The organism is Chromobacterium sphagni (assembly GCF_001855575.1).
GTDB classification, from domain to species: domain Bacteria; phylum Pseudomonadota; class Gammaproteobacteria; order Burkholderiales; family Chromobacteriaceae; genus Chromobacterium; species Chromobacterium sphagni.
Map to the genome: position 1 here is coordinate 487,650 of NZ_MKCS01000002.1, position 25,115 is coordinate 512,764.

A 25,115-nucleotide genomic window follows, 5' to 3' on the forward strand; every position below is an offset into this window, starting at 1 on the left:
AGGGAAATCATGGCAATCGTCGGAGCTGATATTTTCGGTATAGGCCTGAGCGGCTTGAATGCTGCGCAGAACGCGTTGTCGGTGACCAGCAATAATATCTCCAACGCGTCCACTCCCGGCTATAACGCCGAATACATCACGCAGGCAGGCCGCCAGCCGCAAAATGCCGGCTTCGGCTTCCTGGGGCAGGGCGTCGACGTGACCAATGTGTTGCGCACCTACAGCCAGTTTTTGTCGAACCAGGTGCAAAGCGCCCAGAACAACAGCAGCTACTACAGCACCCAACTGCAGCAGTTGAACCAGATCAACAACACCATCGCCAACTCCACGCAGAGTCCGAGCCCGTCGATCCAGTCGTTCTTCGGCGCGATGCAGACCTTGTCGCAGCAGCCGTCATCGCTGCCCAGCCGCCAGAACGTGTTGAGCATGGCGCAGGCTATGTCTAGCTCGATCACTTCGCTTAATACGCAACTGGTGCAGCTCCAGCAAGGCGTGAATGGCCAGATTGGCACCACGGTGCAAGGCATCAATGCCTTGGCCCAGCAAATCGCCAAACTAAACCAGCAAATCGGCGCCGCCACCGGCGGCAATCCCCAGGCGCCGCAACCGAACACCTTGCTGGATCAGCGCGATCAGGCCATGCTGCAGCTCAATCAGATGGTAGGCGCGACCGCCTCGGTGCAGAGCGACGGCAGCTATACCGTGTCCATTGGCAGCGGCCAGACGCTGGTGACCGGCGGCACGGTGAATCAACTGGCGACGCAGGCCAATCCGGCCGACCCCACCAATCTGCAGGTGGGTTTCACTAATGCGAACAATACCCTGACCATTCTGCCGGACTCTATTCTCAATAGCGGCCAGTTGGGCGGTTTGCTGAATTTCCGCGACGGCGCGCTGCTGCAGACCCAGACGCAGTTGGGGACGATGGCGATCAACTTCGCCGCGGCGATGAACTATCAGAATTCGCTGGGAATGGACTACAACGGCCAGCCTGGCGGGCCCATCTTCAAAGATCTGTCCCCCTATGCCAGCCAACCGCAGTATGCCGCCGGGCAGTTCCAGACGATAATGGGTGATCCCAAACTGCTGGCCACGGCCTCCAATCTGGTGCCCGCCGGCACGTCCGGCGGCACCAGCGGCGTGACGATGAGCGCGGTGTGGTCCAGCTTGCCGGGCACCTACGCCGGAAGCATCAATAGTTCGCCGCCGGTTTTTCCGGCCACCACCAGCCACCCGTCCAGTGGGCTCACCAATATGACCATCACCGCATCGGCCGCGCCGGTGTCGATGACGGCTACCATTGCCGGGACCAACGGCGGCGGGCCGTATAATGTGGTGCCCGTCACTGGCCAGCCCAATGCCTACAAGTTGCAGACCACGGCCACTCCGCCGGTGGACGTGGGGATCGGCTTCCAACTGTCCGGCTCGCCAGATCCGGGGCAGACATTCTCGGTCGGGCCCGCAGTGGCGGGATCCGCAAGTCTGAAAGCATCGGGTGACAACAGCAATCTGTTGCAATTGACCGCACAACAGAACATCGCGCTGGTCAACGGGCAGTCGTACCAGACTTATTACGCCTCCACGGTGGCCTCGGTGGGCAACCAGACTTACTCCGTGGGTTTGCAAAACACTGCGGCGCAGAACACGCTGCAGCAGGCGACCACGACCAATTCGAATCTGACTGGCGTGAACCTGGATCAGGAGGCGGCCAACCTGATCAAATACCAGCAGTCCTATCAGGCTTGCAGCAAGGTGATACAGATTGCCCAGAGCACGTTCACCAGCATCATCAACATAATGTCCTGAATATCATCTCGAGGAGAGCGGAGATGCGCATCAGTTCATCTACCCTGTATCAGTCCGGTGTGAACAATATGTCGAATCTGCAGGCTCAGCTGGTGCAGCTGAATATGCAGATCGACAATCAGAAGCGGGTGGTGACGCCGGCGGACGACCCCGTGGCGGCGGCGCGCATTCAGTTGCTCAACACTTCCAGCGGTCAGAACGACCAGTACAAGACCAACACCCAGTCGGTGCAGTCCTGGTTGTCCTTGTCCGATACCACGCTGAACAGCGCCGTGAATCTGATGAACGCGATGAAGAGCCAGGCGATTCATGCCGGCGACGGCTCGTTGTCGACCACTCAGTTGCAGGCGATTCAGCAGACGGTGAAGGAGGGCATTTCCGAACTGACCGGCTATGCCAACGCCACCGATGGCAATGGCAGCTATCTGTTCAGCGGCAATCAGGTGAGTACTGCGCCGTTTTCTGTCAATCTAGGCTCGGCGACGCCGGTGACCTACAACGGCGACAATGGCCAGCGCAGCGTGCAGATCAGCGCGTCGCGGGTCATGACCATCTCGGACCCGGGCAATGCGGTTTTCGGCACCCCGGGCGGCAGCGGCACCGGCGCGTTTGATTCGTTGATCAATCTGTACAACCTGCTGGGGCAAAATCCCAAGCCCGCCAACTATACGGCCCAACTGAGCAGTATCACCAACCAGATTACGGATGCCTCCCAGCAGATGACCACCAGCCTGGCGTCGATCGGCGCGCGCGAACAGGAAAACGCCAATCTGCAGAGCATGAGCACCAGTCTCAATCTGCAGTACAACACCAGTATCGGCGATTTGCAGAATCTGGATATGGCGCAGGCGATTTCCAACTTCACCATGACCCAGACTTCGCTGCAGTACACCCAGAAGACTTACGCCCAGGTGTCGCAGCTATCCCTGTTCAATTACATATCGGGCTGACTGGGAGACGGGGGGGCGCCAAAAGGGCCGCGGACGCGGCCCTTTTGTTTTTCCCGCTCAGTCCAGGCGGGCGGGTTCCACCACGATGCCGGCGCGCAGCCCGGGCTTGACCGAGGGATTGGGGAACAGGATGCGTTCTTCGCCGCCGGCGGCAAGGTAGCGGGTGTCGCCGTCCTCGGCGATCAGCATGCCGTCCGGCAGCAGTGTGAAGTTTTCGACGCTGTCCGCCAGATGCAGCACGAAGGCCTCGCTGTGCTTGACCAGATCGTACTTGGCGCGGAACAGCGGCATGGCATCCGGCTGATAGCCGAGGGCCGGCGCTTCCGGCGCGGACAACAGTCGGCGCAGCGCCTGGTCTATGCCGGCAAAGCGCGTCAGGTCGTTCTGGCCGAACGGCCGCGCTTTGCCCAGCTCCAGCGTGAAGGCGTCGGCCTGGCAGCGCTGGCTGGTGAAGTAGCTGAAAGTGTTGGCTGGCTGGCTGTGCAGCAGCGTCGCCTCTATGCCGCACTGCTGCAGCCAGGCTAGCTGCTGCCGGTTGTGGGGACGCTGGTGAAGATAGGGGTAGATGGCGAACTTCTCAAACACCGAACCCCGGATGGCGGTGTGCAGGTCGTAGTGCAAGCGACGCGCGCGCGTCTGGGAGAAGAAGCCGCTGGCCAGGGCTTCCAGTTCTGCGGCGCGGCGGGCTTCGGCCAGTTCGGCGTATTTGCCGTGGGCGCCGTTGAACAGCCGGTTCATATCGTAGTCGCGGTAGCGTACACCATCACGCATGGCTGCAAGATTGGCGAACATCACCAGCAGGCGGCAGTTCAGGGGCAGTTTGCCATCGGCGATGTCGGCCAGGATGGCGTCAACCACTTCAATGGGGGCCGTTTCGTTGCCGTGAACGCCGCAAGACAGCAACACGGAGTCGGCCTCCGGCCTGGCGGTGCCGATTTCCACGCAGCCGGCGGCAAGCCAGCGCGAGGCAAGGCCGGAGGGCGGGCTCCAGCTGTCGTTTGCATCATTGACGGAGTGGAGGGCGTGTTGCAGGAAACGGCTGGCTTGGGTCATGGCGGCGCTGGCGGCAGTGGCGGATGGCTGATTGTAATCTTTTGCTCAGCGGGGCGTCATGTCCGGGCCGCGCGCGGCTCCCTTTCCGATGTTGCATATATGATGAAGCGCGGCGGTTTTTGTTGAAAATCTTGCACAGCGGGAAGGGCGTAGGCAGGTGCCGGATGTCATGCGCGGCGGGATGTCAGGCATGCAATTCATTGTTTTGTTTGCCTGGAATTTTCATCATGCAAATCATGGCTGCGGCAGGGCTTCGTGAATTAAATTGGACGTGTTGGAACGGGTGCATTTTTTTACTTGTCAATCAGCGAGATGTTGTTACAATCCGCGCTCGTTTGCGCTTTGCAACATCTACAATTCACTCTGTTTCGCTCCGACATCCCAGGCCCACATAAAAGCTGTAGAGCCCGAAAGCCGTGCACTAAGGAGCGGGGTTATCCATCATAAGTTCTGAGAGGAAAACTCATGGCTTGGTCTGTGGCTGATAGCCGGAGCCTGTACGGCATCCGGCATTGGGGGGCTGGTTATTTCGACGTCGGGGACAATGGCAATATCGTCGTGCGCCCCAATGTCCGCCAGCAAAAGGAAATCGATCTGCACCGCCTGGTGCACGAGCTGGGCGCCAAGGGGCTGGATCTGCCGCTCTTGGTACGCTTCCCCGACATTCTGCAAGACCGCGTCAGCCGACTGTGCGGCGCATTCAACAAGGCCATCGCCGAGCAAGGCTATGGCAACCGCTATACCGCCATCTACCCGATCAAGGTCAACCAGCAAGAAGCGGTGGTCAAGAGCATCATCGCCACGCCGGAAGTCTCCATCGGTCTGGAGGCTGGTTCCAAGCCGGAACTGATGGCGGTGCTGGCGCTGGCGCCCAAGGGCTGCACCATCGTTTGCAACGGCTACAAGGACCGCGAATTCATCCGCCTCGCGCTGATAGGCGAGCGCCTGGGCCACCAGGTGTTCATCGTCATCGAGAAGGAGTCCGAAGTCGAGCTGGTGATCGAAGAGTCGAAGAAGCTCGGTGTGCGTCCCAATCTGGGCCTGCGCGTGCGCCTGTCGTCCCTGGCTTCCAGCAAGTGGTCGGACACCGGCGGAGAGAAAGGCAAGTTCGGCCTGTCCGCCGGCCAACTGATCTCGGCGGTGGACAAGCTGACCGCCGCCGGCATGGCCGACTGCGTGCGCCTGATGCATTTCCACATGGGTTCGCAGATTGCCAATATCGCCGACTACCGTTTGGGCTTCCGCGAGGCGATCCGTTATTTCGCGGAGCTGCGCGCGCTGGGCCTGCCGGTTGACCACGTAGACGTGGGCGGCGGCCTGGGTGTGGACTATGACGGCACCCACTCGCGCAACGACAGTTCGATCAACTACGACATGGACGAGTACGCCCATGTGATCGTCTCCATGTTGTCCGAGTTCTGCGCCGAGAATGGCATTCCGCATCCGCGCATCCTGTCCGAATCCGGCCGCGCGATGACCGCGCACCACGCGGTGCTGCTGATGAACGTCACCGATGTCGAGCGCCTGCCGGACAGCGTCGGCAAGATCGACGATGTCGATTCGTTGTCGCTGCCGCTGCGCAAGCTGCTGGAGCTGGCCAGCCTCAACGACGAGGAGCTGGTCACCGAAATCTACTACCGCGCCAGCCATTGCGTGTCGGAAGTGAGCGATATGTACGCCGAAGGCCGGCTGTCGCTGAAGGAAAAGGCGCTGGCCGAAGAAGTGCACGCCACCTTGTGCCGCCGCCTGCACACCCAGCTGCAAGCCAGTCAGCGTTCGCAGCGCCAGGTGTACGACGAGCTGACCGACCGTCTGGCCGACAAGTACTTCTGCAACTTCTCGGTGTTCCAGAGCCTGCCGGACACCTGGGCCATCGACCAGGTGCTGCCCATCATGCCGGTGCACCGTCTGGCCGAACAGCCGACGCGCCGCGCGGTGCTGCAGGATCTGACCTGCGACTCGGACGGCAAGCTCAAGCACTACGTCGACCAGCAGAGCATCGAGAACAGCATGTCGGTGCACGAGGTGAGGCAGGGCGACGAGTACCTGATCGCGGTGTTCCTGGTCGGCGCCTACCAGGAAATCCTGGGCGACATGCACAATCTGTTCGGCGACACCGACTCGGTCAACGTCTATGTCCGCCAGGGGGGCGAGCTGGAGTTCTCAGGGGTGGAGGAGCACGACACCATCGAAGACATGCTGCGCTACGTGCACCTGTCGCCGGAAGATCTGCTCAACCGCTATGAGGCCAAGACCCGCGAATGCGATCTGAGTCCAGAGGAGCGCAGCCAGTTCTTCGCCGAATTCTGCCGCGGGCTGAAGCAGTCGTCGTATCTGTCGGTATAGGTTTTACATCCGTTTGCAGATCAAAACCGGGCCTTGCGCCCGGTTTTTTGCATTTAATTCATTAAAAATCAAATGGATAGTGTCGGTTCTACCCGGTCGGTTGCGAGACTGCGTTGCGCGCGGCGTTCAGGCAAGATTCTATCGGTTAGCTTCCCCCGTTTGGAGCGGGCTCAACGTTTGCGGTGTGTGGCCAGCGCTGGACGGGGCGTGCTAATCAGGGAGTCGTCATGAAAAAAACAGCATTCAAGCAACAGATCGTGCCGCTGGCGGTATCGCTGGCCATGGCGTTAGGCCTGGCTGCTTGCGGCGGCGTGTCTTCCGGTTCGTCATCATCGTTATTACGCCGCCGGCGCTTAGCGCTGAGGTGCCGCCGTTATCAACCTGCCTGTTCACCGCCTATGACAGCAGCGCTTCGGTGTTGGGCAGCTGCTCCGTGGTAAATCCTACGCCGGTGGTGCTGGCCGGCGCAGGAACCCGTACGCAATGGAATATGCTGGCCACCAGTGTGGTCGGCAGTTTCCTGGCACCGGGAGGCAGTCTTGCGGCTTCGCAAAACAGCGTGCCGATCAGCTGGAGTGTCAATCCTCTGGCTTTTCCCATCGATGTTGTCGAGGTGTACACGTCTGCGATGAGCGTAAATATCTTTAGCTTAGTGGGGGGGCGTCCGCGCCGCGCCCAGCTGCAGTCCACTCCCGGTGCTGGGCGCATCCGGCAATGCCCGTGAAGTGCACTTGCGCGGCACTCAGCCCGATGGTTTGACCCTGTTTGATGTGATGCCTGCCGAAACTGAACGACCTGACGGCGATAAGCGCTGCCTTTGGGAGCGCTTATTCTTTCTCCGCACTGGTTTTGGCGGGGATGTAGTACAGGCTGGGGCCGTTGATGCCGGGCAGCTCCAGCGTGCGGTCGTACTGCAGGCCCAGTTTTTCCAGCACGCGGATCGAGCCAAGATTGTGCGGCGAGGTGATGCCCACCACGTAGTCTATGCTCAAGCGGGCGCTGGCATGTTCCAGGCAGGCCGCGCCGGCCTCGCAGGCGTAGCCCTGTCCCCAGTGACGCTGCAGAAAGGCATAGCCTATGTCCGGATGCGGCAGGCTGTCGCGCTTGACCAGGCCGCAGATGCCGACCGGGGAGGAGTCGTCCTGCAGTTCCACCAGCAGCAGGCCGTGGCCATGCTGGCGGTAGCTGGCCTGCGGGCCTTTCTCGATGTAGTTGCGGGCGCCAGCCAGGTCGTGGACGTCTTTGTCGCCGATATTGGCGATAAAGGCGGGCTCGTTCAGCAACTCGAGAATGAAGGCGTCGTCGTGTTCTTGCAGCGGCCGCAGACGCAGACGGGCAGTTTCGATTTCAAGTAATGGCACGGATAGGGCTCTGATGGCTTGGGATACTGCTACCAGTGTGCCAGTTGGACGGCAAGCATGCCAGCAAGAAAACAGGCGGTCGTGACAATTCACGGCCGCCTGTTTCTAATGGCGCGGGATCAGCATTCGACGATGTTGACCGGCACCTCGATCACGTTGATCGCCAGGCCGCCGCGCGCGGTTTCCTTGTACTTGGTGCTCATGTCCATGCCGGTGTCGCGCATGGTCTTGATCACGCGGTCCAGCGACACGAAATGCTGGCCGTCGCCGCGCAGCGCCATGCGCGAGGCGTTGATCGCCTTGACCGACGCCATCGCGTTGCGCTCGATGCACGGCACTTGCACCAGGCCTCCCACCGGGTCGCAGGTCAGGCCCAGATTGTGCTCCATCCCTATCTCCGCTGCGTTTTCCACCTGTTCCGGCGTGCCGCCGGTCACTTCGCACAGCGCGCCCGCAGCCATCGAGCAGGCTGATCCCACCTCGCCCTGACAGCCGACCTCCGCGCCGGAGATGGAGGCGTTGAGCTTGAACAGGATGCCGATGGCGCCGGCGGTCAGCAGGAAGCGCACGATGCCGTCGTCGTTGGCGCCGGGGATGAAGCGGGCGTAGTAGTGCATCACCGCCGGGATGATGCCGGCCGCGCCGTTGGTGGGCGCGGTCACCACGCGGCCGCCGGCGGCGTTCTCTTCATTCACCGCCAGTGCGTACAGATTGACCCAGTCCATTACGGTCAGCGGGTCGCGCATCGCGGCTTCCGGCGAGGCCAGCAACTTACGGTGCATGTCGGCGGCGCGGCGCTTCACCTTCATGCCGCCGGGCAGAATGCCTTCGCGCTCGCAGCCGCGCTTGACGCAGGCCTGCATCACGTTCCAGATGTTCAGCAGGCCGGCGCGCACTTCTTCTTCGGTGCGCCAGGACAATTCGTTCTCCAGCATGATCTGGCTGATGCTCTTGCCGTGGCGCTGGCACAGCGCCAGGAGCTCGGCGCCGCTCTTGAACGGGTGTTTGAGTTCGGTGACGCCCGGCGGCGTGAAGCCGGCGTCGATCGCCGCTTCGTCCACCACGAAGCCGCCGCCCACCGAGTAGTAGGCGCGCTTGGACAGGCTCTGGCCCGCCGCGTCGAAGGCTTCGAAGATCATGCCGTTGGGGTGGTAGGGCAGGGTTTTCTTCTTGTGCAGCACCAGGTGCTCGGCCTCGACGAAGTCGATTTCGCGTTTGCCCAGCAGTTTCAGTTTGCGCTGTGCGCGGATGGCGGCCAGCATGCCGTCCACGGCATCGGTATCGACCAGATCCGGCAGCTCGCCCTGCAGGCCCAAGAGCACCGCCACATCGGTGCCGTGGCCTTTGCCGGTGGCGCCCAGCGAGCCGAACATCTCGGACTGGACACGGGAGGTGGCCTCAAGCAGGCCGTCCTTTTCCAGGCGGGCGATGAATTGACGGGCGGCGCGCATCGGTCCCACGGTATGGGAGCTGGAGGGGCCGATGCCGATCTTGAACAGGTCGAAAACACTGATTGCCATGGTAATGCTTCTCTAAGGGAAAGTCCCGGATCGGGTCCGGGTTGTTGTCGGGCACCGCGAGGTGTCGCTTATCTCTGATCTTTATTGTAACGGCCGCCGGGCGAGGGTGTGCAAGGCGCTTGAGCGCCAGCGGCATCGCCGTCAATGGCGGCCTCAGTTTGGATCGGCTGCCGGATGCTAGGGTAACGCAGAGCCGGCGGCTATGCCACCCTGTGATGCATGGGGTTTTATTTGGAATATCAATGGCCTGCATGCTGTTTGAATGGTTGGCGCGGTCCCGTTTGCGCATATGGCGGGAGCCTAGCCGGTTGCCGCTTCCATCCGCGTCGTCCGCAACTCAGGCAGAAGTCCCGCGACGATCTCGCAAGAGCGCATGCGCTCCGTGAAGTCGTGGCAGTCGGTGGACAGCATGATTTCGTTGACGCCGGTCTCATCCAGCAGTTTCTGCAGCCCGGCTTTCACCGTTTCCGCTCCGCCGAAGACGGCGGCGCCCAGCCAGTCGTGGCGCACCGAGAACTCCTCGCGCGGGTTCCACAGGCCGTCCATGCTGTCCACCGGCGGCGGCAGCGGTTGGCGGTCGCCGCGGATCAGGTTGAGGAATTTCTGATAGAGGGTGGTGGCCAGGCGCAGGGCCTTTTCGTCGCTGTCCGCCGCCAGCACCGGGATGCAGGCCATCGCGTAGGGTTCGCTCAGGCAGGCGGAGGGCTGGAACAGGCGGCGGTACATTGCCAGCGCCTCGTGCAGTTGGGCCGGGGCGAAGTGGGCGGCAAACGCGAAGGGCAGGCCCTGCTGCGCCGCCAACTGCGCGCCGAACAAGCTGGAGCCCAGGATCCATACCGGCACATTGGTGCCGCCGCCGGGGATGGCGCGCACTTGTTGGCCGGCGTGCTCCGGCCCCAGATAGCCGCGCAGTTCCGCCACCTGCTGCGGGAAGTCGTCGCCGCCGCCCAGGCGGTCGCGGCGCAGCGCGCGCGCGGTGAGCGGGTCGGTGCCGGGGGCGCGGCCCAGGCCCAGGTCTATGCGGCCTGGGAACATCGTGGCCAGGGTGCCGAACTGTTCCGCCACTACCAGCGGGGCGTGGTTGGGCAGCATGATGCCGCCGGAGCCCACCCGTATGCTGCGGGTGTGGGCAGCGATCTGGCCCAGCAGCACTGCGGTGGCGGAGCTGGCCACGCCGGCCATATTGTGGTGCTCGGCCACCCAGAAGCGGGTGTAGCCCAGTTGTTCGACATGTTGCGCCAGTTGCACGCTGTTTTGCAGCGCTTGGGCCGCGCTGCCGCCGGCGACGATGGGAGCCAGCTCCAGCATGGAGAGGCGGGGGGCTGAGGAGGAGGTCATGGGTTTTCGAGCCTGTCTGGAGACCGCGCGCGTCAAGGCGCGCGCAATGCGGCTAGTATACGGCTGATGCGGCGCGCCGGCAGAGATGGCATTGAATATGGATATGCCGATTCAGGCGCCCGCCGCGGGAGAGGGCATGCCGGGGCGGGCAGGGCTTGAATTGGCCGGTCTTTGGCTATATTTGACAACAATTCTTGTTTTCCCGAAGGAAGCCTCATGACCCCACGCAGCAATCTGGACATCGTCCGCGCCACTTACGAAGGCGATTCCGAGGACAACGGCCGCAATCTGCTGGCGGCGCTGGCGCCGGACGCGGAGTGGACCGAGGCGGCCGGTTTCCCCTATGCCGGCACCTATGTCGGGGCACAGAGCATAGTCGAGAACGTGTTCAAGCGTTTGGGCGGCGAATGGGATGGCTACCGCGCCGCGGTGGACAGCTATTACGACGCCGGCGACAACATCATCGCCCAGGGCTTCTACCACGGCACCTACCGCGCCACCGGCAAGAGTTTCAGCGCGTCATTCGCCCATGTCTACACCTTGAAGGACGGCAAGATCGTCAAGTTCGTGCAGATCGTCGACAGCGCCAAGGTGCTGGAGGCGATGCGACCGTAAGCCACCCGCTCCCCGGCATGGAAAACGGCCAGTCCTGCAGGGCTGGCCGTTTTCGCATCCGCATCGGGCAATCAGGCGGGCTGCGCTTGCTCGGCCGCGCCGTTTCGCAGCAGGCGCTTGAGTATCATCTTCAGCGCCACGCCGTATATCGGCAGGAAGAAGGCCAGGCAGATCAGGATCTTGAAGCTGTAGTCCACCAGCGCGATTTCCACCCAGTTGGCGGCCATGAAGGGGTCGCTGCTCTTGTAGAAGGCGATGAAGAAGAACGACAGGGTGTCGCTGACATTGCCCAGCAGCATGGCCGACGCCGGGGCCACCCACCAGGCATTGAGCTGGCGCAGGCGGTTGAACACCTGCACGTCCAGGATCTGGCCCAGCGCGTAGGCGGCGAAGCTGGCCACCGCGATGCGGGCGACGAACAGGTTGAAGTGCTGCAGCGCCTGCGCGCCTTGCCAGCTGCCCTGATAGAACAGCGTGGATACCAGATAGGAGATGGCCAGCGCCGGCACCATCGCCGCCAAGATGATGCGGCGGGCCAGCGGCGCGCCGAAGATGCGCACGGTCAGGTCGGTGGCCAGGAAGATGAACGGAAAGGTGAACGCGCCCCAGGTGGTGCGGAAGCCGAAGACAGTGATGGGCAATTGCACCAGGTAATTGCTGGACGCGATGATGGCGATATGGAACAGCGACAGCCAAAGCAGCGCGGCCAGGCGCTGGTGGCGGGTAAAGGAAAACATCGATTTCTAGCCTTTTTGCTGAATGGGGTGAGGGAACCCAGATCATGTCCTCCCGCGGCCTGATTTTGGCCGGCGGGCCCGAAAGCGCCGAATTCTACTGTCTTTGCGGCGGCGGGAAAAGGTTTGCATTGGAAAATCAGCGGGGTATGGGAGCGGGCGAATCCTGGCCTGGCAAAATACTTTTGCATTTTATGCAAGCGAGTTTGTTGTTTGTCGGGAGATGGGGTCTATAAATATCCTAAGTAAATTCTCGTACCCCACATTGGGGATATGGGCTGGAAGAGTGAGGGCTGACATGACGATTACCAAGAGATTGCTGTTGACTACCGTATTGGCTCTAATCGCCATGCTGCTGCTCGGTTTTCAGGGCGTCTGGCAACTAAAGCAAGCGAATGAGCGTTTTGACTATATGAAGGTCAATACCTTTCCTAGTATTCATACTCTGGATGATGCCAAGGAGGCGCTGGCCGAGGTGAGGCTGACGCTGGCTCGCAGCGTGGCCTTGTCCGATCCGGCCGCGAAGTCCGCTCAGATGGCATCGCTGGTGGATATCGACAAGCGCTTCGACGCGGCCTTGAACAAGTATGAAAAAGACCTGATTTCCAACGACGATGACCGCAAGCTTTTGCAGGTGGACCGCGACGACATGAAGCTGTACCGGCAGCAGCGCGAAAAATATTTGCAGCTGGCGCAGGCCAACGATGTGGCCGGCGCGGACAAGCTGATGACCGGCGACATGGCGGCGGAAGCCAAGGCCTTGAATCAGGCTCTGATCGACCATATCGAGTTCAACTACACATTGGCGGAAGGCTTGAGCAAGGATAACGACACGGCCTACCAGGGCGCAATCTGGCAGTCCACCGCGCTCATCGCGGCGGCTATCCTAGTTTGCGGCCTGTTGAGCGCCCAGCTCTATTTCAATATCCGCAGCAGCCTGGCGCAGATATTGGGCACCATGCAGTCGGTGCGCACCTCGCTGGACTTCCGGCTGCGGGCGCCGGTGCAGAGGATGGACGAGATCGGCAAGATGGCCACCGCCTTCAACGAGTTGATGGGCCGCTTGCAGCAGAGCTTTCAGGAAATACGCCATAGCGTCAGCACCATGGAAAGCGCCATTGTCCATATGGCGGATTCGTCGGGCCATATCGCCCATAGCTCGGTGCAGCAGAGCGAGTCGGCGTCGGCGATGGCGGCGGCGGTGGAGCAGGTGACGGTGAGCATCAACCATGTGGCCGACCGCGCGCGCGAGGCCAATCTGCAGGCGCGCGAGGCCGGCGAGATAGCCGACCGCGGCAGCCGGGTGGTGATGGGCACGGTGGACGGCATCAGCGCGGTGGCGGAGTCTATCCACGGCGCCGCCGAGCGCATAGGCCGGCTGCGGGAAGACAGCGACACCATCGCCACGGTGCTGGGGGTGATCAAGGACATTGCCGACCAGACTAATTTACTGGCGCTGAACGCGGCGATCGAGGCGGCGCGGGCCGGCGAGATGGGCCGCGGCTTCGCGGTGGTGGCGGACGAGGTGCGCAAGCTGGCCGAGCGCACCGCCAGCTCCACCACCGAGATATCCGGCGTGATAGACAAGATGCAGCAGGGCACGCAGGCGGCGGTGAACGGCATGCAGCAGGTGGTGGAGCGGGTGAACATGGAGGCGGAGAAGGCGCGCGGCGCCAGCGAGGCCATCCAGCAGATCAAGACCAACTCCGCGCAGGGCGTGCAGCTGGTGGCGGAGATATCTGACAGCATCGTCGAGCAGGGCAGCGCCAGCAACACCATCGCGCAGAAAGTGGAGCAGATCGCCCAGATGGCCGAGGCCAACTCCAAGGCCTCGTCCGACTCGGCCAGTTCCGCGCAGCAGTTGAAGGAGCAGGCCGGCCACATCCAGAAGACGGTGGCGCAATACCAGGTGTGAGACACAAGAGGGTCGGGGAAGACCGGACAGGGCCGCATGGCCCTGTTTTCATTTTGGCGTCCGGTTTTTCTGCAAGAACCTGATAAGCAAACCAGGATTAATTGCTTAGCTTCATCGATGGTGCTTGTTAGATTGGTTTGGCGTTTGCAACCTTACCAGTGGATACCATCATGGCAAAACCGCGCTTGCTTTCCCGTCTGTTTCTTTCCGCCGCCCTGCTGCTGGCCGGCGCGGCGTCGGCCGCTGATATCGTCACCATCGGCTACCAGACCGGCATCGACCCGACCAAGATTCCGCAGGCCGACGGCGCCTATGAAAAAGCCACCGGTAGCCGGATTCATTGGCGCAAGTTTGAAAGCGGGGCGGAACTGATCGCCGCGCTGGCCTCAGGCGACGTGGCCATCGGCAATATCGGTTCCAGCCCGCTGGCCGCCGCCGCCAGCCGCGGCTTGGCTATCCAGACCTTTCTGGTGGCGGACGAGATCGGCAGCGCCGAGGCGCTGGTGGCGCGCTCAGGCAGCGGGATCGCCAAGCCGCAGGATCTGGTGGGCAAGAAGGTGGCGGTGCCCTTCGTCTCCACCACCCATTACAGTCTGCTGGCCGCGCTCAAGCACTGGAATATCGACGCCGCCAAGGTGAACGTGCTCAATCTGCGTCCAGGCGAGATCACCGCCGCCTGGCAACGCGGCGACATCGACGCCGCCTATGTTTGGGACCCGGCGCTGGGCAAGCTGAAGGCCGGCGGCAAGGTGTTGGCCACTTCGCGCCAGGTGGCTGAGTGGGGCGCGCCGACTTACGATATCTGGGTGGTGCGCCAGGACTTCGCCGCCAAGCATCCGGAATTCGTCTCTCGCTTCGCCAAGGTGTCGCTGGACGCCATCGGCCAGTACCTGGCCAATCCCCAGGCCTTCATCGCCAATGCCGACAATATCGCCAAGATTGGCCGGCTGACCGGCGCGGCGGTGCCGGACGTGGTGGCCGGCCTGCGCGGCAACCGCTTCCTGAGCCGCGACGAGCAGGCCGCGCTGCTGCAGTCGCCGTTTGTGCAGGCGGTGGGCAAGACCGCGGCCTTCCTCAAGGCGCAGGGCAAGGTGGATGCGCTGCAGGCCGATTATGGTCCGTACGTGACCAACCGTTTCGTCAAGACCGCGAGGTAAGCGATGAGCCTGTCGGTCCACAGGGTGTCGGTGCGCTATCCGGGCCAGGCGCAGCCGGCGCTGTCCGAGGTGACGCTGGATATCGGCCCGGACGATCTGACGGTGGCGCTGGGGCCGTCCGGCTGCGGTAAGACCACCTTACTCAATCTGTTCGCCGGCTTCGTCCAGCCCAGCGGCGGCGCGGTCAGCTTCGACGGCAAGCCCGTCCGCCGGCCCGGCGCCGACCGCGCGGTGGTGTTCCAGCACGATGCGCTGCTGCCCTGGTTGAACGTGCGCGACAACGTGGCTTTCGGCCTGCGTCTGCAGGGCGCGGCCAAGCCGGACAGGCGGGCGCGCGCCGACGAGGTGCTGCGGCAGGTGGACCTGGCCGAAGCGGGTGATCGCCAGGTTTGGCAATTGTCCGGCGGCCAGAAGCAGCGGGTGGGCATTGCCCGGGCGCTGGCCAGCCCATCGCGGGCGCTGCTGCTGGACGAGCCTTTCGGCGCGCTGGACGCCTTCACCCGCGAGCAGATGCAGGAGCTGCTGCTCAAGGTATGGCGGCAGTCCGGCCGCCGCATCTTCCTGATTACCCACGATATCGAAGAGGCATTGTTCCTTGCTACCGAGTTGGTGCTGATGTCGCCGGGCCCCGGCCGCATCGTCGAGCGGCTGCGGCTGCCGTTCAGCCGGCGTTACCGCGACGGCGAGCCGGCCAGGTCCATCAAGTCCGATCCGGTTTTCATCGAATTGCGCGAGCAGTTGCTGGCGGCTTTGTTCGCGCAGCGCCTGCCAGAGGGGAGCGCGGCATGAATGGCATTGAAACCGCGGCCGAGCGGGAACTGTTGACCATGGCGTCCCGGCCCGATGCCAGGCCGGCCGCACGCGGCGGATTGCCGGCACGGGCCTGGCTCAGCGCGGGCAGCTTCCTGCTGCTGCTGGGCGGCTGGTGGCTGCTGGCGCACAGTGGCTGGATCGCGCCCTTGTTCCTGCCCGCGCCGGAGGCGGTGCTGCTCAAGCTGCGGCTGGTGGCTGGACAGGGCTTCATGGATGCCACCTTGTGGCAGCATCTGGCGGCCAGCCTGCAGCGAATCGTGCTGGCCTTGCTGGCGGCGGCGGCGCTGGGAATACCGTTGGGCGCGCTGATGGGCATCAGCCCTCTGGCACGCGGCTTGCTTGATCCTGTCATAGAAGCCTACCGGCCGGTGCCGCCGCTGGCCTACTTGCCGCTGATCGTGATCTGGTTCGGCATCGGTGAACTGTCCAAGGTGCTGCTGATCTTCCTGGCCATCCTGGCCCCGGTGGTGATCGCCACCTGCCACGGCGTGGCCCAGGTCAGCCGCAACCGGCTGCGCGCCGCCCAAAGCCTGGGAGCCGGGCGCGGCCAGTTGCTGCGGCTGGTGGTGCTGCCGGAAGCCTTGCCGGAGATCCTCACCGGCATCCGCATCGGCCTGGGCGCCGGCTGGTCCACCCTGGTGGCGGCGGAGCTGGTGGCGGCTACCCGCGGGCTGGGCTTCATGGTGCAGTCGGCCGCGCAGTTCCTGGTTACCGACGTGGTGGTGCTGGGCATCCTGGTGATCGCCGTCGTCGCCTTCGCGTTGGAATTGGGTCTGCGCGCCATCCAGCGCCGTCTGGCGCCTTGGCATGGCCATAACAATTAAAAGGAGTGAGAAATGAGTTTGCAGTTGACCCGCCTCAGCCCGGCGCTGGGCGCCATCGTGGAGGGCGTGGACCTGGCCCGGCCTCTGAGCGACAGTCTGCACCGCGAGATCCGCGACGCCTTGCTGCGGCACCAGGTATTGTTTTTCCGCGGCCAGGACATCACGCCGTTGCAGCAGCGCAATTTCGCCGTCCGTTTCGGCGATCTGCACACCCATCCTATATATCCGCAGCATCCGGACGCGCGCCAGATCATGGTGCTGGACACCGAGGCGGTGGATTTGCAAGACAACGCCATCTGGCATACCGACGTCACTTTCATCGAAACCCCGCCGCTGGGCGCGGTGCTGGCGGCGCGGCAGTTGCCGGAGTTCGGCGGCGACACCCTTTGGGCCAGCGGCACCGCCGCCTGGGAGGCCTTGTCGGAGCGGATGCGGGCGTTACTGGACGGGCTGACCGCCACGCATGACTTCACCCGCTCCTTCCCGCTCAAGCGCTACGGCCAAAGCCCGGCCGACCGCCAGCGCTGGGAGGAGGCGCGGCGGCAGCACCCGCCGCTCAGCCACCCGGTGGCGCGCATCCACCCGGAAAGCGGCCGCAAGGCGCTGTTCGTCAACGAGGGCTTCACCAGCGAGATCAACGAGTTGCCGGAGGCCGAGAGCCGGGCGCTGCTGCAATTCCTGTTCGCTCACCAGGCGCGGCCTGAGTTCAGCGTGCGCTGGCGCTGGCAGGAGGGCGACGTGGCCTTCTGGGACAACCGCTGCACCACCCACTACGCGGTGGACGACTATCGCCCGGCGAGGCGGGTGATGCATCGGGCGACGATACTGGGGGATAAGCCGTTCTGAGATGCGGCGACGCAAAAAAGGCCATCCGGGAGCGGGTGGCCTTTTTGACGCCGGGGAGGGCTGGGATCAGCCGATCAAACGCATCTTGAACTGCTTGCCCTTGATCTTGCCTTGCGACAGCTTGGCCATCGCCGCCTCGGCGATGCTGCGCTCCAGCGCGACGAAGCTGGCGAATTCGAAGATATTGATCTTGCCGATCTGGCTGCCGGTGAAACCGGCTTCGCCGGTGAGGGCGCCCAAGAGATCGCCCGGGCGCAGTTTCTCGCGCTTGCCGCCGGCGATTTCCAGCGTCACCATCGGCGGCAGCAGCGGGCCGCCCGGGGCCGGGGTCAGCTCTTCCACGTCGGCCCAGGTCAGGTCGGCCTGCTGGTAGTTTTCGATCTGCACCAGGCGCTTGGCCTCGCTGTCGGTGGCCAGCGTCAGCGCCAGGCCGTGCTGTTCGCCGCGGCCGGTGCGGCCGATGCGGTGGATGTGGATTTCCGGATCGTGGGTGACGTCGACGTTGATCACCACGTCCAGTTCCTTGATGTCCAGGCCGCGCGCCGCCACGTCGGTGGCCACCAGCACGGTGGCGCTCTTGTTGGCGAAGCGCAGCAGGATCTGGTCGCGCTCGCGCTGCTCCAGATCGCCGTGCAGGGTCAGCGCGTTGAAGCCCTGATCCTGCAGCTCGCGCACCAGTTCCTTGCAACGCTCGCGGGTGTTGCAGAAGGCCAGCGCCGAAGTGGGGCGCAGGTGCTTGAGGATACGGCTGACCGTCTCCAGCCGGGTTTCCGGCTGGACCTTGTAGAACCACTGCTCAATGTGGTCGGCCTTGTGCAGCGATTCCACCTTCACTTCCACTGGGTTTTTCAGGAATTGCGCGCTGGCCTTGCGGATGTCTTCCGGATAGGTGGCGGAGAACAGCATGGTCTGGCGGGTTTTCGGGCAGGCGCGGACGATGCCGACGATTTCCTCGATGAAGCCCATGTCTATCATGCGGTCGGCCTCGTCCAGCACCAGCGTCTTCACGCCGGTGAGGTTCAGCGTTTCGCGGAACAGGTGGTCCTGCAGCCGGCCCGGCGTGCCCACCACGATGTGGGCACCGTGTTCCAGCGAGCCTATCTGCGGGCCCATCGGCGAGCCGCCGGTCAGCGTCACTACCTTGATGTTGTCGATGGCGCGCGCCAGGCGGCGGATTTCCTGCGCCACCTGGTCGGCCAGTTCGCGCGTCGGGCACATCACCAGCGCCTGCACGCCGAACCAGCGCGGATTGAGGCTGGCCAGCAGGCCAAGTCCAAACGCAGCCGTCTTGCCGCTGCCGGTCTTGGCCTGAGCAATCAGGTCGCGGCCTTCCAGAATGGCGGGCAGGCTGGCGGCCTGGATGGCGGTCATCTGGTGGTAGCCCAGGCTGTCCAGGTTGGACAACAAGGGGGCGGGCAGGGGCAGGGTGGAAAAAGCAGCTGGTTTCACAATGACTTGGCGCGGTTGGCTAAAGGCTGGGCAGTGTAACAGCAGTGAGGCTCGCGGCCAAATGCCCGGCGCATTTTGTGTGAAAAAAGCCCGGCGGAGCCGGGCGCTGGGGACTTCCTATCTAGTTTTATCAGATGCCGCCGTTTTTGCCGGCCTATCCTCTCACACCCTGAAGCGGGAGACCGAATCGATCAGCCGCTTGGCCAGCGTTTCCAGCTCTTCGGCCGCACCCACCGTCTGCTGGATGTCGGCGTCGTTGGTGCGCGCCATGCCGGCGATGGCGTCGATGTTCTCGTTCACCATCTGGCTGGTGCGGCGCTGCTGTTCGGTGACCTCGACGATCTGTTTCAGCCCGCCGCGCACGGCGGCGACAGACTGGTTGGCGGCGGCCAGCACGCTGGCCACGCTGTCGGCGGACTGGCGGCTGGCGTCCAGCGATTGCAGGCTGGCGGCCACCGCCTGGCGCACCGCGTGGGTCTTGCCGTTCAGCGAGCTGGTGACGGTGTCGATTTCGCTGGCGGATTTGGCCGATTTCTCCGCCAGCTTGCGCACCTCGTCCGCCACCACGGCGAAGCCGCGGCCCTGCTCGCCGGCGCGCGCCGCCTCGATGGCGGCGTTGAGCGCCAGCAGATTGGTCTGCTCGGCAATTTCGCGCACCTCGCGGGTCATGCTGGTGATGATGGCGGTGGAGTTGGCGAGGTCGCTTTCGGCCTGCGCCATCAATTGCACCGCGTCCTGCACTTGTCCCACTTCCTGCTGCAGTTGCTGCAGGCTCAGCCGGCCCTGTTCCGATCTCTGCAGGCTTTCCTCGGCGCCATCGCTGACATGCTCCGCCTTGCCGGCGATCTCGCCGATGTGCGAGGCCAGTTGCTCCACCGCCTCCGCGGCGGCTTGTGACTGGCTGTTCTGCCGGTGCGAGCTGGCCGCCAACTGGTTGGCGCCGCTAGACAGCCGGCGCGATGACTGCGCCACCGCGTTGGCGGAGTCGCTCACTTGGCGCACCAGGTCGGCCACGGTGCCGAGCATGCGGTTGAAGTGGCTGGCGGTGATGCCGATTTCGTCCTTATGCGCGGCTGGCAGGCGGCGGGTGAGGTCGCCTTCTCCCTTGGCCAGTTCCGACAGCCCGGCCGACATTTCCTGCAACGGCCGGGTGACGAAGCGGCGGATGAACAGATACACCACCGCCAGCATGGGCAAGGAGGCGAACAGCGCGAACAGGATGCTTTGGGTGCGGAAGCTGTCCACCGCGGCATAGGGTTTTTCCAATGATATGCGCATGCTGACCACGCCCAGCGGGGTCTTGTCCGCCACCTGGTGACAGGACAGGCAGTTCTTGCCCAGGTAGTTGCCGGAGGCGATGGCGGGGTAGACCACGCGCAGGTGCTCGCCCAACTGCGGCGTGGATTCGATCTGAATGTGCGGCTTGCCGTCCCGCAGCGCGGCGCGCTCCACGTCATCGCCGGGCTTGGCCTTGTCGCCGGCGTTGCCGGGACCGAACTGCTTGCTGACGGCGTCGCCGCGTATCACTCGCAGGTCGCGCACGGCGGACAGTTCGCGGATCTGGTCGAGAAACACGTCGCGCTGGCCGACGGTGCCGGTGATCATCATGCCGGTCAGGCCGGCCAGCGTCATTTCGTTCATGCTGTGGGCCAGATCCTTGGCCTGCTCCACGGCTATCTGGCGGCTGGCCTGGGTTTCCCAGGCGATCAGTCCGCCCCATGCCACGATCAGGCAGCTCCAGATGGCGCCTGTCAGCCGCAGCCAGATCGGCCAGTCGGAAAATTTTCTCATGGTCTTGCTCGGGGCGGCGCGCCGCCCCTCTCCTTTGTCTATTGTTGCCGCCGCCGCAATGCGGACGGGGCTATGCCGTAGGAATTCTAGTGGGGCGGCCGAATCGGGCATCTGGCTTGGATCAAACAATGCGCGGATAAGTCTTGCCAACATCCGGGAATATCGCGCCGGCGGGACAGAACGCTTGGGTTTGGCGGGAATTTCTGCAACAATCGCGCCCTCGCGGCCGGTTGCGGCGGCGAGGTCTATTGTGAAAACGAAACAGATTCAGCGGCTTGGGGAATGGACATGAGCGAAAAGGCAGGGCGCGGCGTCGCCATTATCGGCGGCGGGCCGGCGGGACTGATGGCGGCCGAGGCCTTGGCCGGGCGCGGCATCCAGGTGGATGTGTACGACGCCATGCCTTCCCTGGGCCGCAAGTTCCTGTTGGCCGGCATCGGCGGCCTCAACCTCACCCATTCCGAACCCTATCCGGCATTTGTCGGCCGTTATGGCGGGCGCCAGGCCGAGATGGAGCGCTTGCTGGCCGGATTCGACGCCGACGCCTTGCGCGGCTGGGCGCACGGCCTGGGGGTGGAAACCTTCGTCGGCAGCTCCGGCCGGGTGTTTCCGCGCGAGATGAAGGCCGCGCCGCTATTGCGCGCCTGGTTGTCGCGGCTGCGCGAGGCCGGCGTGCGTTTCCATGTCCGCCACCGTTGGCAAGGCTGGCTGGCGGACGGCAGTTTGAGCTTCGCGACGCCGGACGGCGAACTGGCGGTCAAGGCCGACGCGCTGCTATTGGCGCTGGGCGGCGGCAGCTGGAAGAAGCTGGGCTCGGACGGCCGCTGGCTGCCGTGGCTGGCGGAAAAGGGCGTGGCCACCGCGCCGTTGCTGCCGTCCAATTGCGGTTTCGATGTGGACTGGAGTGCGCATTTCGCGGAGAAGTTCGCCGGCGAGCCGGTGAAGGCGGTAGGCCTGTCCTTCAGCGACGATGAAGGCCGGGTGTTCCAGCGCGTGGGCGAGTGCGTGGTGACCGAGAGCGGCATCGAAGGCAGTCTGATCTACGCCTGCTCGGCGCTGCTGCGCGACGAAATCGGCCGCAATGGCCGCGCCACCTGTCATCTGGACCTGATCCCGGCTTGGGACGAGGCCAGGGTCTTGGCGGAGGTGACCCATCCGCGCGGTTCGCGCTCCTTGTCCAGCCATCTGCAAAGCCGGCTGAATCTCAAGGGCGTGCGCGCAGGCCTGTTGCGCGAATGCCTGGACAAGGACGGCTTCCAGCACCTGCCGACGCTGGCGGCGGCGATCAAGCGCCTGCCGTTGACGCTGACGGCGGCGCGGCCAATGGACGAGGCGATCAGCACCGCCGGCGGGGTGAGCTTTGCCGCGCTGGACGGCAATCAGATGCTGACCGCGCTGCCAGGCGTGTTCTGCGCCGGCGAAATGCTGGACTGGGAAGCGCCCACCGGCGGTTATCTGCTGACGGCCTGTTTCGCCAGCGGCCGGGCGGCCGGACTGGGCGCCGCGCAGTGGCTGGAGAGCCTGGGCCAGACCGTGTCCGGGGCATCAAAATAGTTTTACTTGAGGCGTGTTCGCCGCTCTGACAGAATACCCGGATCGCATTTTTGCCCTTGGCGATGGGGCGTGATCCAACTGTTTTTCTTGCTTGCCATGAGTGAAAAAAGCAATTCCTGTCAGTCTTGCGGCGCCTGCTGCGCCCATTTCCGCGTCTCCTTCTATTGGGCCGAAGCCGATGACGGCGGCGGCCTGGTTCCCAGCCATCTCACCGAAAAAGTCAACGACTGGACCCGCTGCATGCGCGGTACCTGGTCGCATGCGCCGCGCTGCGCCGCCTTGCGGGGCGAGCTGGGGCGGGAGGTGTCGTGCGGCATTTACCCGCTGCGCCCCGGCGCCTGCCGGCAGGTGGAGGAGGGGTCGGAGCAATGCCGGAAGGCGCGGGCCGCCCATGGCCTGCCGGAGCCGGCGTAGCCAGGCTGCGCCGGTTGCCAAGTGCTTGGCAAGAGCCGATGCTAGGGCTGGTTCAGCTCATCTCGCAGGATATACAGCTCGTGGTCGGCCTTCAGCCCCAGCTTTCTCATCGCAGTCTGTTTTTGCCCGCTGATGGTCTTGATGCTGCGGGCGAACTTCTCGGCAATCTGGCTGACCGTCATGCCCTCCATGAAGCAGCGGATCACCTCCTGCTCCTTCGGCGACAGCTCCGACAGGCGGATCATGGCGCCGATCGCGGCGGACGCGTGCCGGCTGCCTGGGGCCGGCACGCTCTCGGCCTGCATGGCGCTGGCCAGCTCCGTCGCCATGGCCGGATTGAGGTAGACCTGCCCCTGGGCCAGCGTCCGGATGGCCGTCACCAACTCGTCCAGATCCTGCTGCTTGCCGACAAAGCCGCGTGCCCCGCCGCGCAGAGCCAGCGCCACGGTGGCGGTGTTGTAGTGCGCTGACATGATGAGAACGGCGGTTTGCGGAAAACGGGTGGTCAGCGCGCGGATCAGGTTGAGCCCATCGATGTCTTCCGGCTGCAAGGAGTAGTCCAGCACAATGACATCCGTTGTTTGTTTCCGTAGCGCCGACAGCAGCGATTTGCTGCTGGCATGCGCGCCGACAATGGCGAAGTCGGGCTCTTGCGACAGCCGATAACTCAAGCCTTGCAGCACAACCGCATGATCGTCCAGCAGCATCAGGCGCAGGGGGGGCTTCAGGACGGTCATTGGAGATCACGACGCTGCATGGAGGGGCTGTTTCTTTATATGTCTGTTGCCGGGCCACGGCAATGCGGCTCCCGCAGCTGCATCCATCGATGGCCATTGCCGGCCTACAGCGCGCTTTCAAACAGTAGATTGATCACGCCGTGATAGACGCCTGGCTGATAGCCGCCGGCGGGATGGCTGGGAATGATTTCCAGACTGACCCGCCGGTTTGAAGCCGCCTCGGCGGCGTTCAGCACCAGGCAGTCGGCCGAGGCGCCGCCATCATGGCGAAACACTTCGCAGCGTCGCTGACCGCTGTCCAGCTTAATGTGCAGCGGGATCTTTTGTTCGCCGTCGGCCAAGACCGTCTCGCCGTCAACCTTGACGGTAATCGAACCCATGGTGCTTCTCATTTCCAGCCATTGCTGCAATGGCTGCAAGCGGCGACCGGCCCTATCCCACTGCAGCAGCTGGGCCGCGCCGGTCCAGCCGCCGACAGCCGTGACATAGAACACTTCATTTGGCACTTGCACTTCCACGCTGACCCTGTGTTCAACCGGTTCGGCGTGAGCGCTTCCCGCCAGCGCGGCCAATAGCGCGCAGAACGGCAGCATCGTCCGCTTCATCATCATCCGGCGCTCCTACAGGCTGGCGTCGAAAACGACGGTGACATCGCCGCGATAGCGCGCGCCGGGTTGCCGGACAATGGCGGCCATGTCCGAGCGTTGCATTTCGAAATGCAATTGCGCCGCGCTGGTCGAGACCTGGCCCGAGGGTTGGAATTCTCTGCGAGACATGCCGAGCGGATACCGGCTTGCCGGCGCTCCTCCCTGGCTCGAATGCACGCCAGGCATGCTGACCGCAACCTGTATCGGCACCTCGCCGCCACCATTGTCCCGGCGCAATGCGCAGCCACCGCCGCTGTAGTATTGGCAAAACAAATGCATGCTGAACCGGGCCGAGCTGGACAGGCTGAATCCCAGATCCCGGCTGAGTTTGGCGGGCACGCTGCCTTGTTGTAACCAACTTTGCCAGCCGCCTGCCGGCTCCAGCGCTGCGCGCTCCGAACCGGCAGGAAATCTGACCTGAAACTCGTTCTTTACCGTGGCCGCTATCTTGATGGTCAAGGAGCGGTTGCCGCCATAATCAGCATGGCCGAGATCCACTTGCTGTCCATCGCCAACGGTATAAGTCACTTCGCCATAATAAGTGCCATTGTCGAGTCCGGTTGGGTTCAGCGCAATCAGTTCATATTTGAAGTGTGACGAAGAAATATTGATATAATGGTTGTTTGTGGCAACTCTTTTGTAACAAACACTTTTTTGTCCCTGCGGATGGCTCCATTCAAATTGATAGTTTGCCGTGGTGTTGTACCCTTGCACTTGTTGACAGCTGCCAATCATATTGCCAAAATTTAATTCTTCATACAAAGAACCGCCATAGTGATTCTTCTGGTAGTTTTCTGAAAACGCAGTGATTCTGAATTTGACGACTGCCTCGTTTGGACCGGAATAAAGTTTTATCTCTTTATACGTTGTATCGATTGCCTGATAGATATGGTGTTTAGGGTCTGAGCTGCTCCGGTTGATCTGCTTTTTTATGGTTCCCAGATTGGCCTCTACGCCATAATAAGAGGTGCTGCAGCCGCTGCCCGGCCGTGAACAGCCTCCCGGAGGCAATGGAACTTTGTTGCCGAATTGGTTCTGGCCCGGCTTGAACAAGGATGCATTCAGTTCTGCATATACCGTGGCTTCCGCCGCCGCCGCCGGCTGGCTAAGCGGGAGACAGAGCAGGATGGCTAGCCATAAGCGGCGCAAATAAGCCGCAGCGCGAGGCGGGTCGGGTCTCAGCTTCATTATCATCTCGGTTTATCCTTTCAGATTGCCGTCTGGCCGTGTTGGGCCAAAGGCATA

The 25,115-nt window shown here is 63.3% G+C and carries 22 protein-coding genes; 12 read left to right on the forward strand and 10 right to left on the reverse strand.

Annotated features, from left to right (window positions below; genetic code table 11):
- Positions 1-9: 9 nt before the first annotated feature.
- Together flgK and flgL are read left to right on the forward strand one after the other, a co-directional pair.
- Positions 10-1,806, forward strand: a complete 1,797-nt coding sequence (flgK, locus tag BI347_RS18135) for a flagellar hook-associated protein FlgK (RefSeq protein WP_071116645.1) — start codon at positions 10-12, stop codon at positions 1,804-1,806.
- A 23-nt stretch (positions 1,807-1,829) separates the two neighbouring features.
- Positions 1,830-2,756: a flagellar hook-associated protein FlgL gene (gene flgL, locus BI347_RS18140; RefSeq protein ID WP_071112378.1), complete on the forward strand. Its 927-nt coding sequence runs from the start codon at positions 1,830-1,832 to the stop codon at positions 2,754-2,756.
- A 57-nt stretch (positions 2,757-2,813) separates the two neighbouring features.
- On the opposite strand, the gene astE is transcribed toward flgL, so the two are convergent.
- Complete coding sequence (gene astE / locus BI347_RS18145; protein ID WP_071116646.1) at positions 2,814-3,809, reverse strand: succinylglutamate desuccinylase; 996 nt, start codon at positions 3,807-3,809, stop codon at positions 2,814-2,816.
- A gap of 465 nt (positions 3,810-4,274) precedes the next feature.
- Here astE and speA point away from each other — a divergent pair, with 465 nt between their 5' ends.
- Positions 4,275-6,155: an arginine decarboxylase gene (gene speA / locus BI347_RS18150; protein WP_071112380.1), complete on the forward strand. Its 1,881-nt coding sequence runs from the start codon at positions 4,275-4,277 to the stop codon at positions 6,153-6,155.
- A gap of 301 nt (positions 6,156-6,456) precedes the next feature.
- The gene (locus BI347_RS23705; protein ID WP_139167257.1) at positions 6,457-6,879 is read left to right on the forward strand and encodes a hypothetical protein; all 423 of its coding nucleotides are present in this window, start codon (positions 6,457-6,459) and stop codon (positions 6,877-6,879) included.
- Positions 6,880-6,982: 103 nt separating this feature from the next.
- On the opposite strand, the gene BI347_RS18155 is transcribed toward BI347_RS23705, so the two are convergent.
- The 3 genes from BI347_RS18155 to BI347_RS18165 all read right to left on the reverse strand — a co-directional run bounded on the left by BI347_RS18155 (position 6,983) and on the right by BI347_RS18165 (position 10,374).
- Positions 6,983-7,516: a GNAT family N-acetyltransferase gene (locus BI347_RS18155; RefSeq protein WP_239690948.1), complete on the reverse strand. Its 534-nt coding sequence runs from the start codon at positions 7,514-7,516 to the stop codon at positions 6,983-6,985.
- A 119-nt stretch (positions 7,517-7,635) separates the two neighbouring features.
- Positions 7,636-9,036 carry an L-serine ammonia-lyase gene (locus BI347_RS18160; protein ID WP_071116647.1) on the reverse strand — a complete coding sequence of 467 codons (1,401 nt, stop codon included), beginning with the start codon at positions 9,034-9,036 and terminating at the stop codon, positions 7,636-7,638.
- Positions 9,037-9,336: 300 nt separating this feature from the next.
- On the reverse strand, positions 9,337-10,374 hold the full coding sequence (locus tag BI347_RS18165) for an LLM class flavin-dependent oxidoreductase (RefSeq protein WP_071116648.1): 1,038 nt from the start codon (positions 10,372-10,374) through the stop codon (positions 9,337-9,339).
- Between the two features lie 216 nt (positions 10,375-10,590).
- Here BI347_RS18165 and BI347_RS18170 point away from each other — a divergent pair, with 216 nt between their 5' ends.
- Positions 10,591-10,989 (forward strand): nuclear transport factor 2 family protein, encoded by a 399-nt coding sequence (locus BI347_RS18170; protein WP_071112383.1) that lies wholly within the window; start codon positions 10,591-10,593, stop codon positions 10,987-10,989.
- A gap of 71 nt (positions 10,990-11,060) precedes the next feature.
- Here BI347_RS18170 and BI347_RS18175 read toward each other — a convergent pair whose 3' ends face one another.
- Complete coding sequence (locus tag BI347_RS18175; protein ID WP_071116649.1) at positions 11,061-11,726, reverse strand: 7-cyano-7-deazaguanine/7-aminomethyl-7-deazaguanine transporter; 666 nt, start codon at positions 11,724-11,726, stop codon at positions 11,061-11,063.
- A gap of 295 nt (positions 11,727-12,021) precedes the next feature.
- Between BI347_RS18175 and BI347_RS18180 the strand changes: the two genes are divergently transcribed.
- From BI347_RS18180 to tauD, 5 genes are all read left to right on the forward strand, one after another.
- A complete protein-coding gene (locus BI347_RS18180; protein ID WP_071116650.1) occupies positions 12,022-13,638 on the forward strand; it encodes a methyl-accepting chemotaxis protein in 1,617 nt (538 codons plus the stop codon).
- 170 nt (positions 13,639-13,808) lie between these two features.
- Positions 13,809-14,795, forward strand: coding sequence for a taurine ABC transporter substrate-binding protein (gene tauA, locus BI347_RS18185; protein WP_071112386.1), 987 nt, complete (start codon positions 13,809-13,811; stop codon positions 14,793-14,795).
- A gap of 3 nt (positions 14,796-14,798) precedes the next feature.
- Positions 14,799-15,584, forward strand: a complete 786-nt coding sequence (tauB, locus tag BI347_RS18190) for a taurine ABC transporter ATP-binding subunit (protein WP_071112387.1) — start codon at positions 14,799-14,801, stop codon at positions 15,582-15,584.
- Positions 15,581-16,432, forward strand: a complete 852-nt coding sequence (tauC, locus tag BI347_RS18195; RefSeq protein WP_083339034.1) for a taurine ABC transporter permease TauC — start codon at positions 15,581-15,583, stop codon at positions 16,430-16,432. Before tauB ends, tauC begins: the two co-directional genes overlap by 4 nt.
- Before the next feature lie 12 nt (positions 16,433-16,444).
- The gene (tauD, locus tag BI347_RS18200) at positions 16,445-17,278 is read left to right on the forward strand and encodes a taurine dioxygenase (protein ID WP_071116651.1); all 834 of its coding nucleotides are present in this window, start codon (positions 16,445-16,447) and stop codon (positions 17,276-17,278) included.
- A 66-nt stretch (positions 17,279-17,344) separates the two neighbouring features.
- Here the strand turns inward: tauD and dbpA are convergent, their stop codons facing one another.
- Together dbpA and BI347_RS18210 are read right to left on the reverse strand one after the other, a co-directional pair.
- Positions 17,345-18,727, reverse strand: coding sequence for an ATP-dependent RNA helicase DbpA (dbpA, locus tag BI347_RS18205; protein ID WP_071116652.1), 1,383 nt, complete (start codon positions 18,725-18,727; stop codon positions 17,345-17,347).
- A 162-nt stretch (positions 18,728-18,889) separates the two neighbouring features.
- Positions 18,890-20,518, reverse strand: a complete 1,629-nt coding sequence (locus BI347_RS18210) for a methyl-accepting chemotaxis protein (RefSeq protein WP_071116653.1) — start codon at positions 20,516-20,518, stop codon at positions 18,890-18,892.
- Positions 20,519-20,806: 288 nt separating this feature from the next.
- Here BI347_RS18210 and BI347_RS18215 point away from each other — a divergent pair, with 288 nt between their 5' ends.
- Positions 20,807-22,072: a TIGR03862 family flavoprotein gene (locus tag BI347_RS18215; protein ID WP_071112407.1), complete on the forward strand. Its 1,266-nt coding sequence runs from the start codon at positions 20,807-20,809 to the stop codon at positions 22,070-22,072.
- A 69-nt stretch (positions 22,073-22,141) separates the two neighbouring features.
- Positions 22,142-22,486, forward strand: a complete 345-nt coding sequence (locus BI347_RS18220) for a YkgJ family cysteine cluster protein (protein ID WP_239690949.1) — start codon at positions 22,142-22,144, stop codon at positions 22,484-22,486.
- Positions 22,487-22,527: 41 nt separating this feature from the next.
- Here BI347_RS18220 and BI347_RS18225 read toward each other — a convergent pair whose 3' ends face one another.
- The 3 genes from BI347_RS18225 to BI347_RS23710 all read right to left on the reverse strand — a co-directional run bounded on the left by BI347_RS18225 (position 22,528) and on the right by BI347_RS23710 (position 25,064).
- On the reverse strand, positions 22,528-23,223 hold the full coding sequence (locus tag BI347_RS18225; RefSeq protein ID WP_071116654.1) for a response regulator: 696 nt from the start codon (positions 23,221-23,223) through the stop codon (positions 22,528-22,530).
- Between the two features lie 104 nt (positions 23,224-23,327).
- On the reverse strand, positions 23,328-23,834 hold the full coding sequence (locus BI347_RS18230) for a CS1 type fimbrial major subunit (RefSeq protein WP_071116655.1): 507 nt from the start codon (positions 23,832-23,834) through the stop codon (positions 23,328-23,330).
- 9 nt (positions 23,835-23,843) lie between these two features.
- Positions 23,844-25,064 carry a hypothetical protein gene (locus BI347_RS23710; RefSeq protein ID WP_139166923.1) on the reverse strand — a complete coding sequence of 407 codons (1,221 nt, stop codon included), beginning with the start codon at positions 25,062-25,064 and terminating at the stop codon, positions 23,844-23,846.
- Between the last annotated feature and the right edge of the window lie 51 nt (positions 25,065-25,115).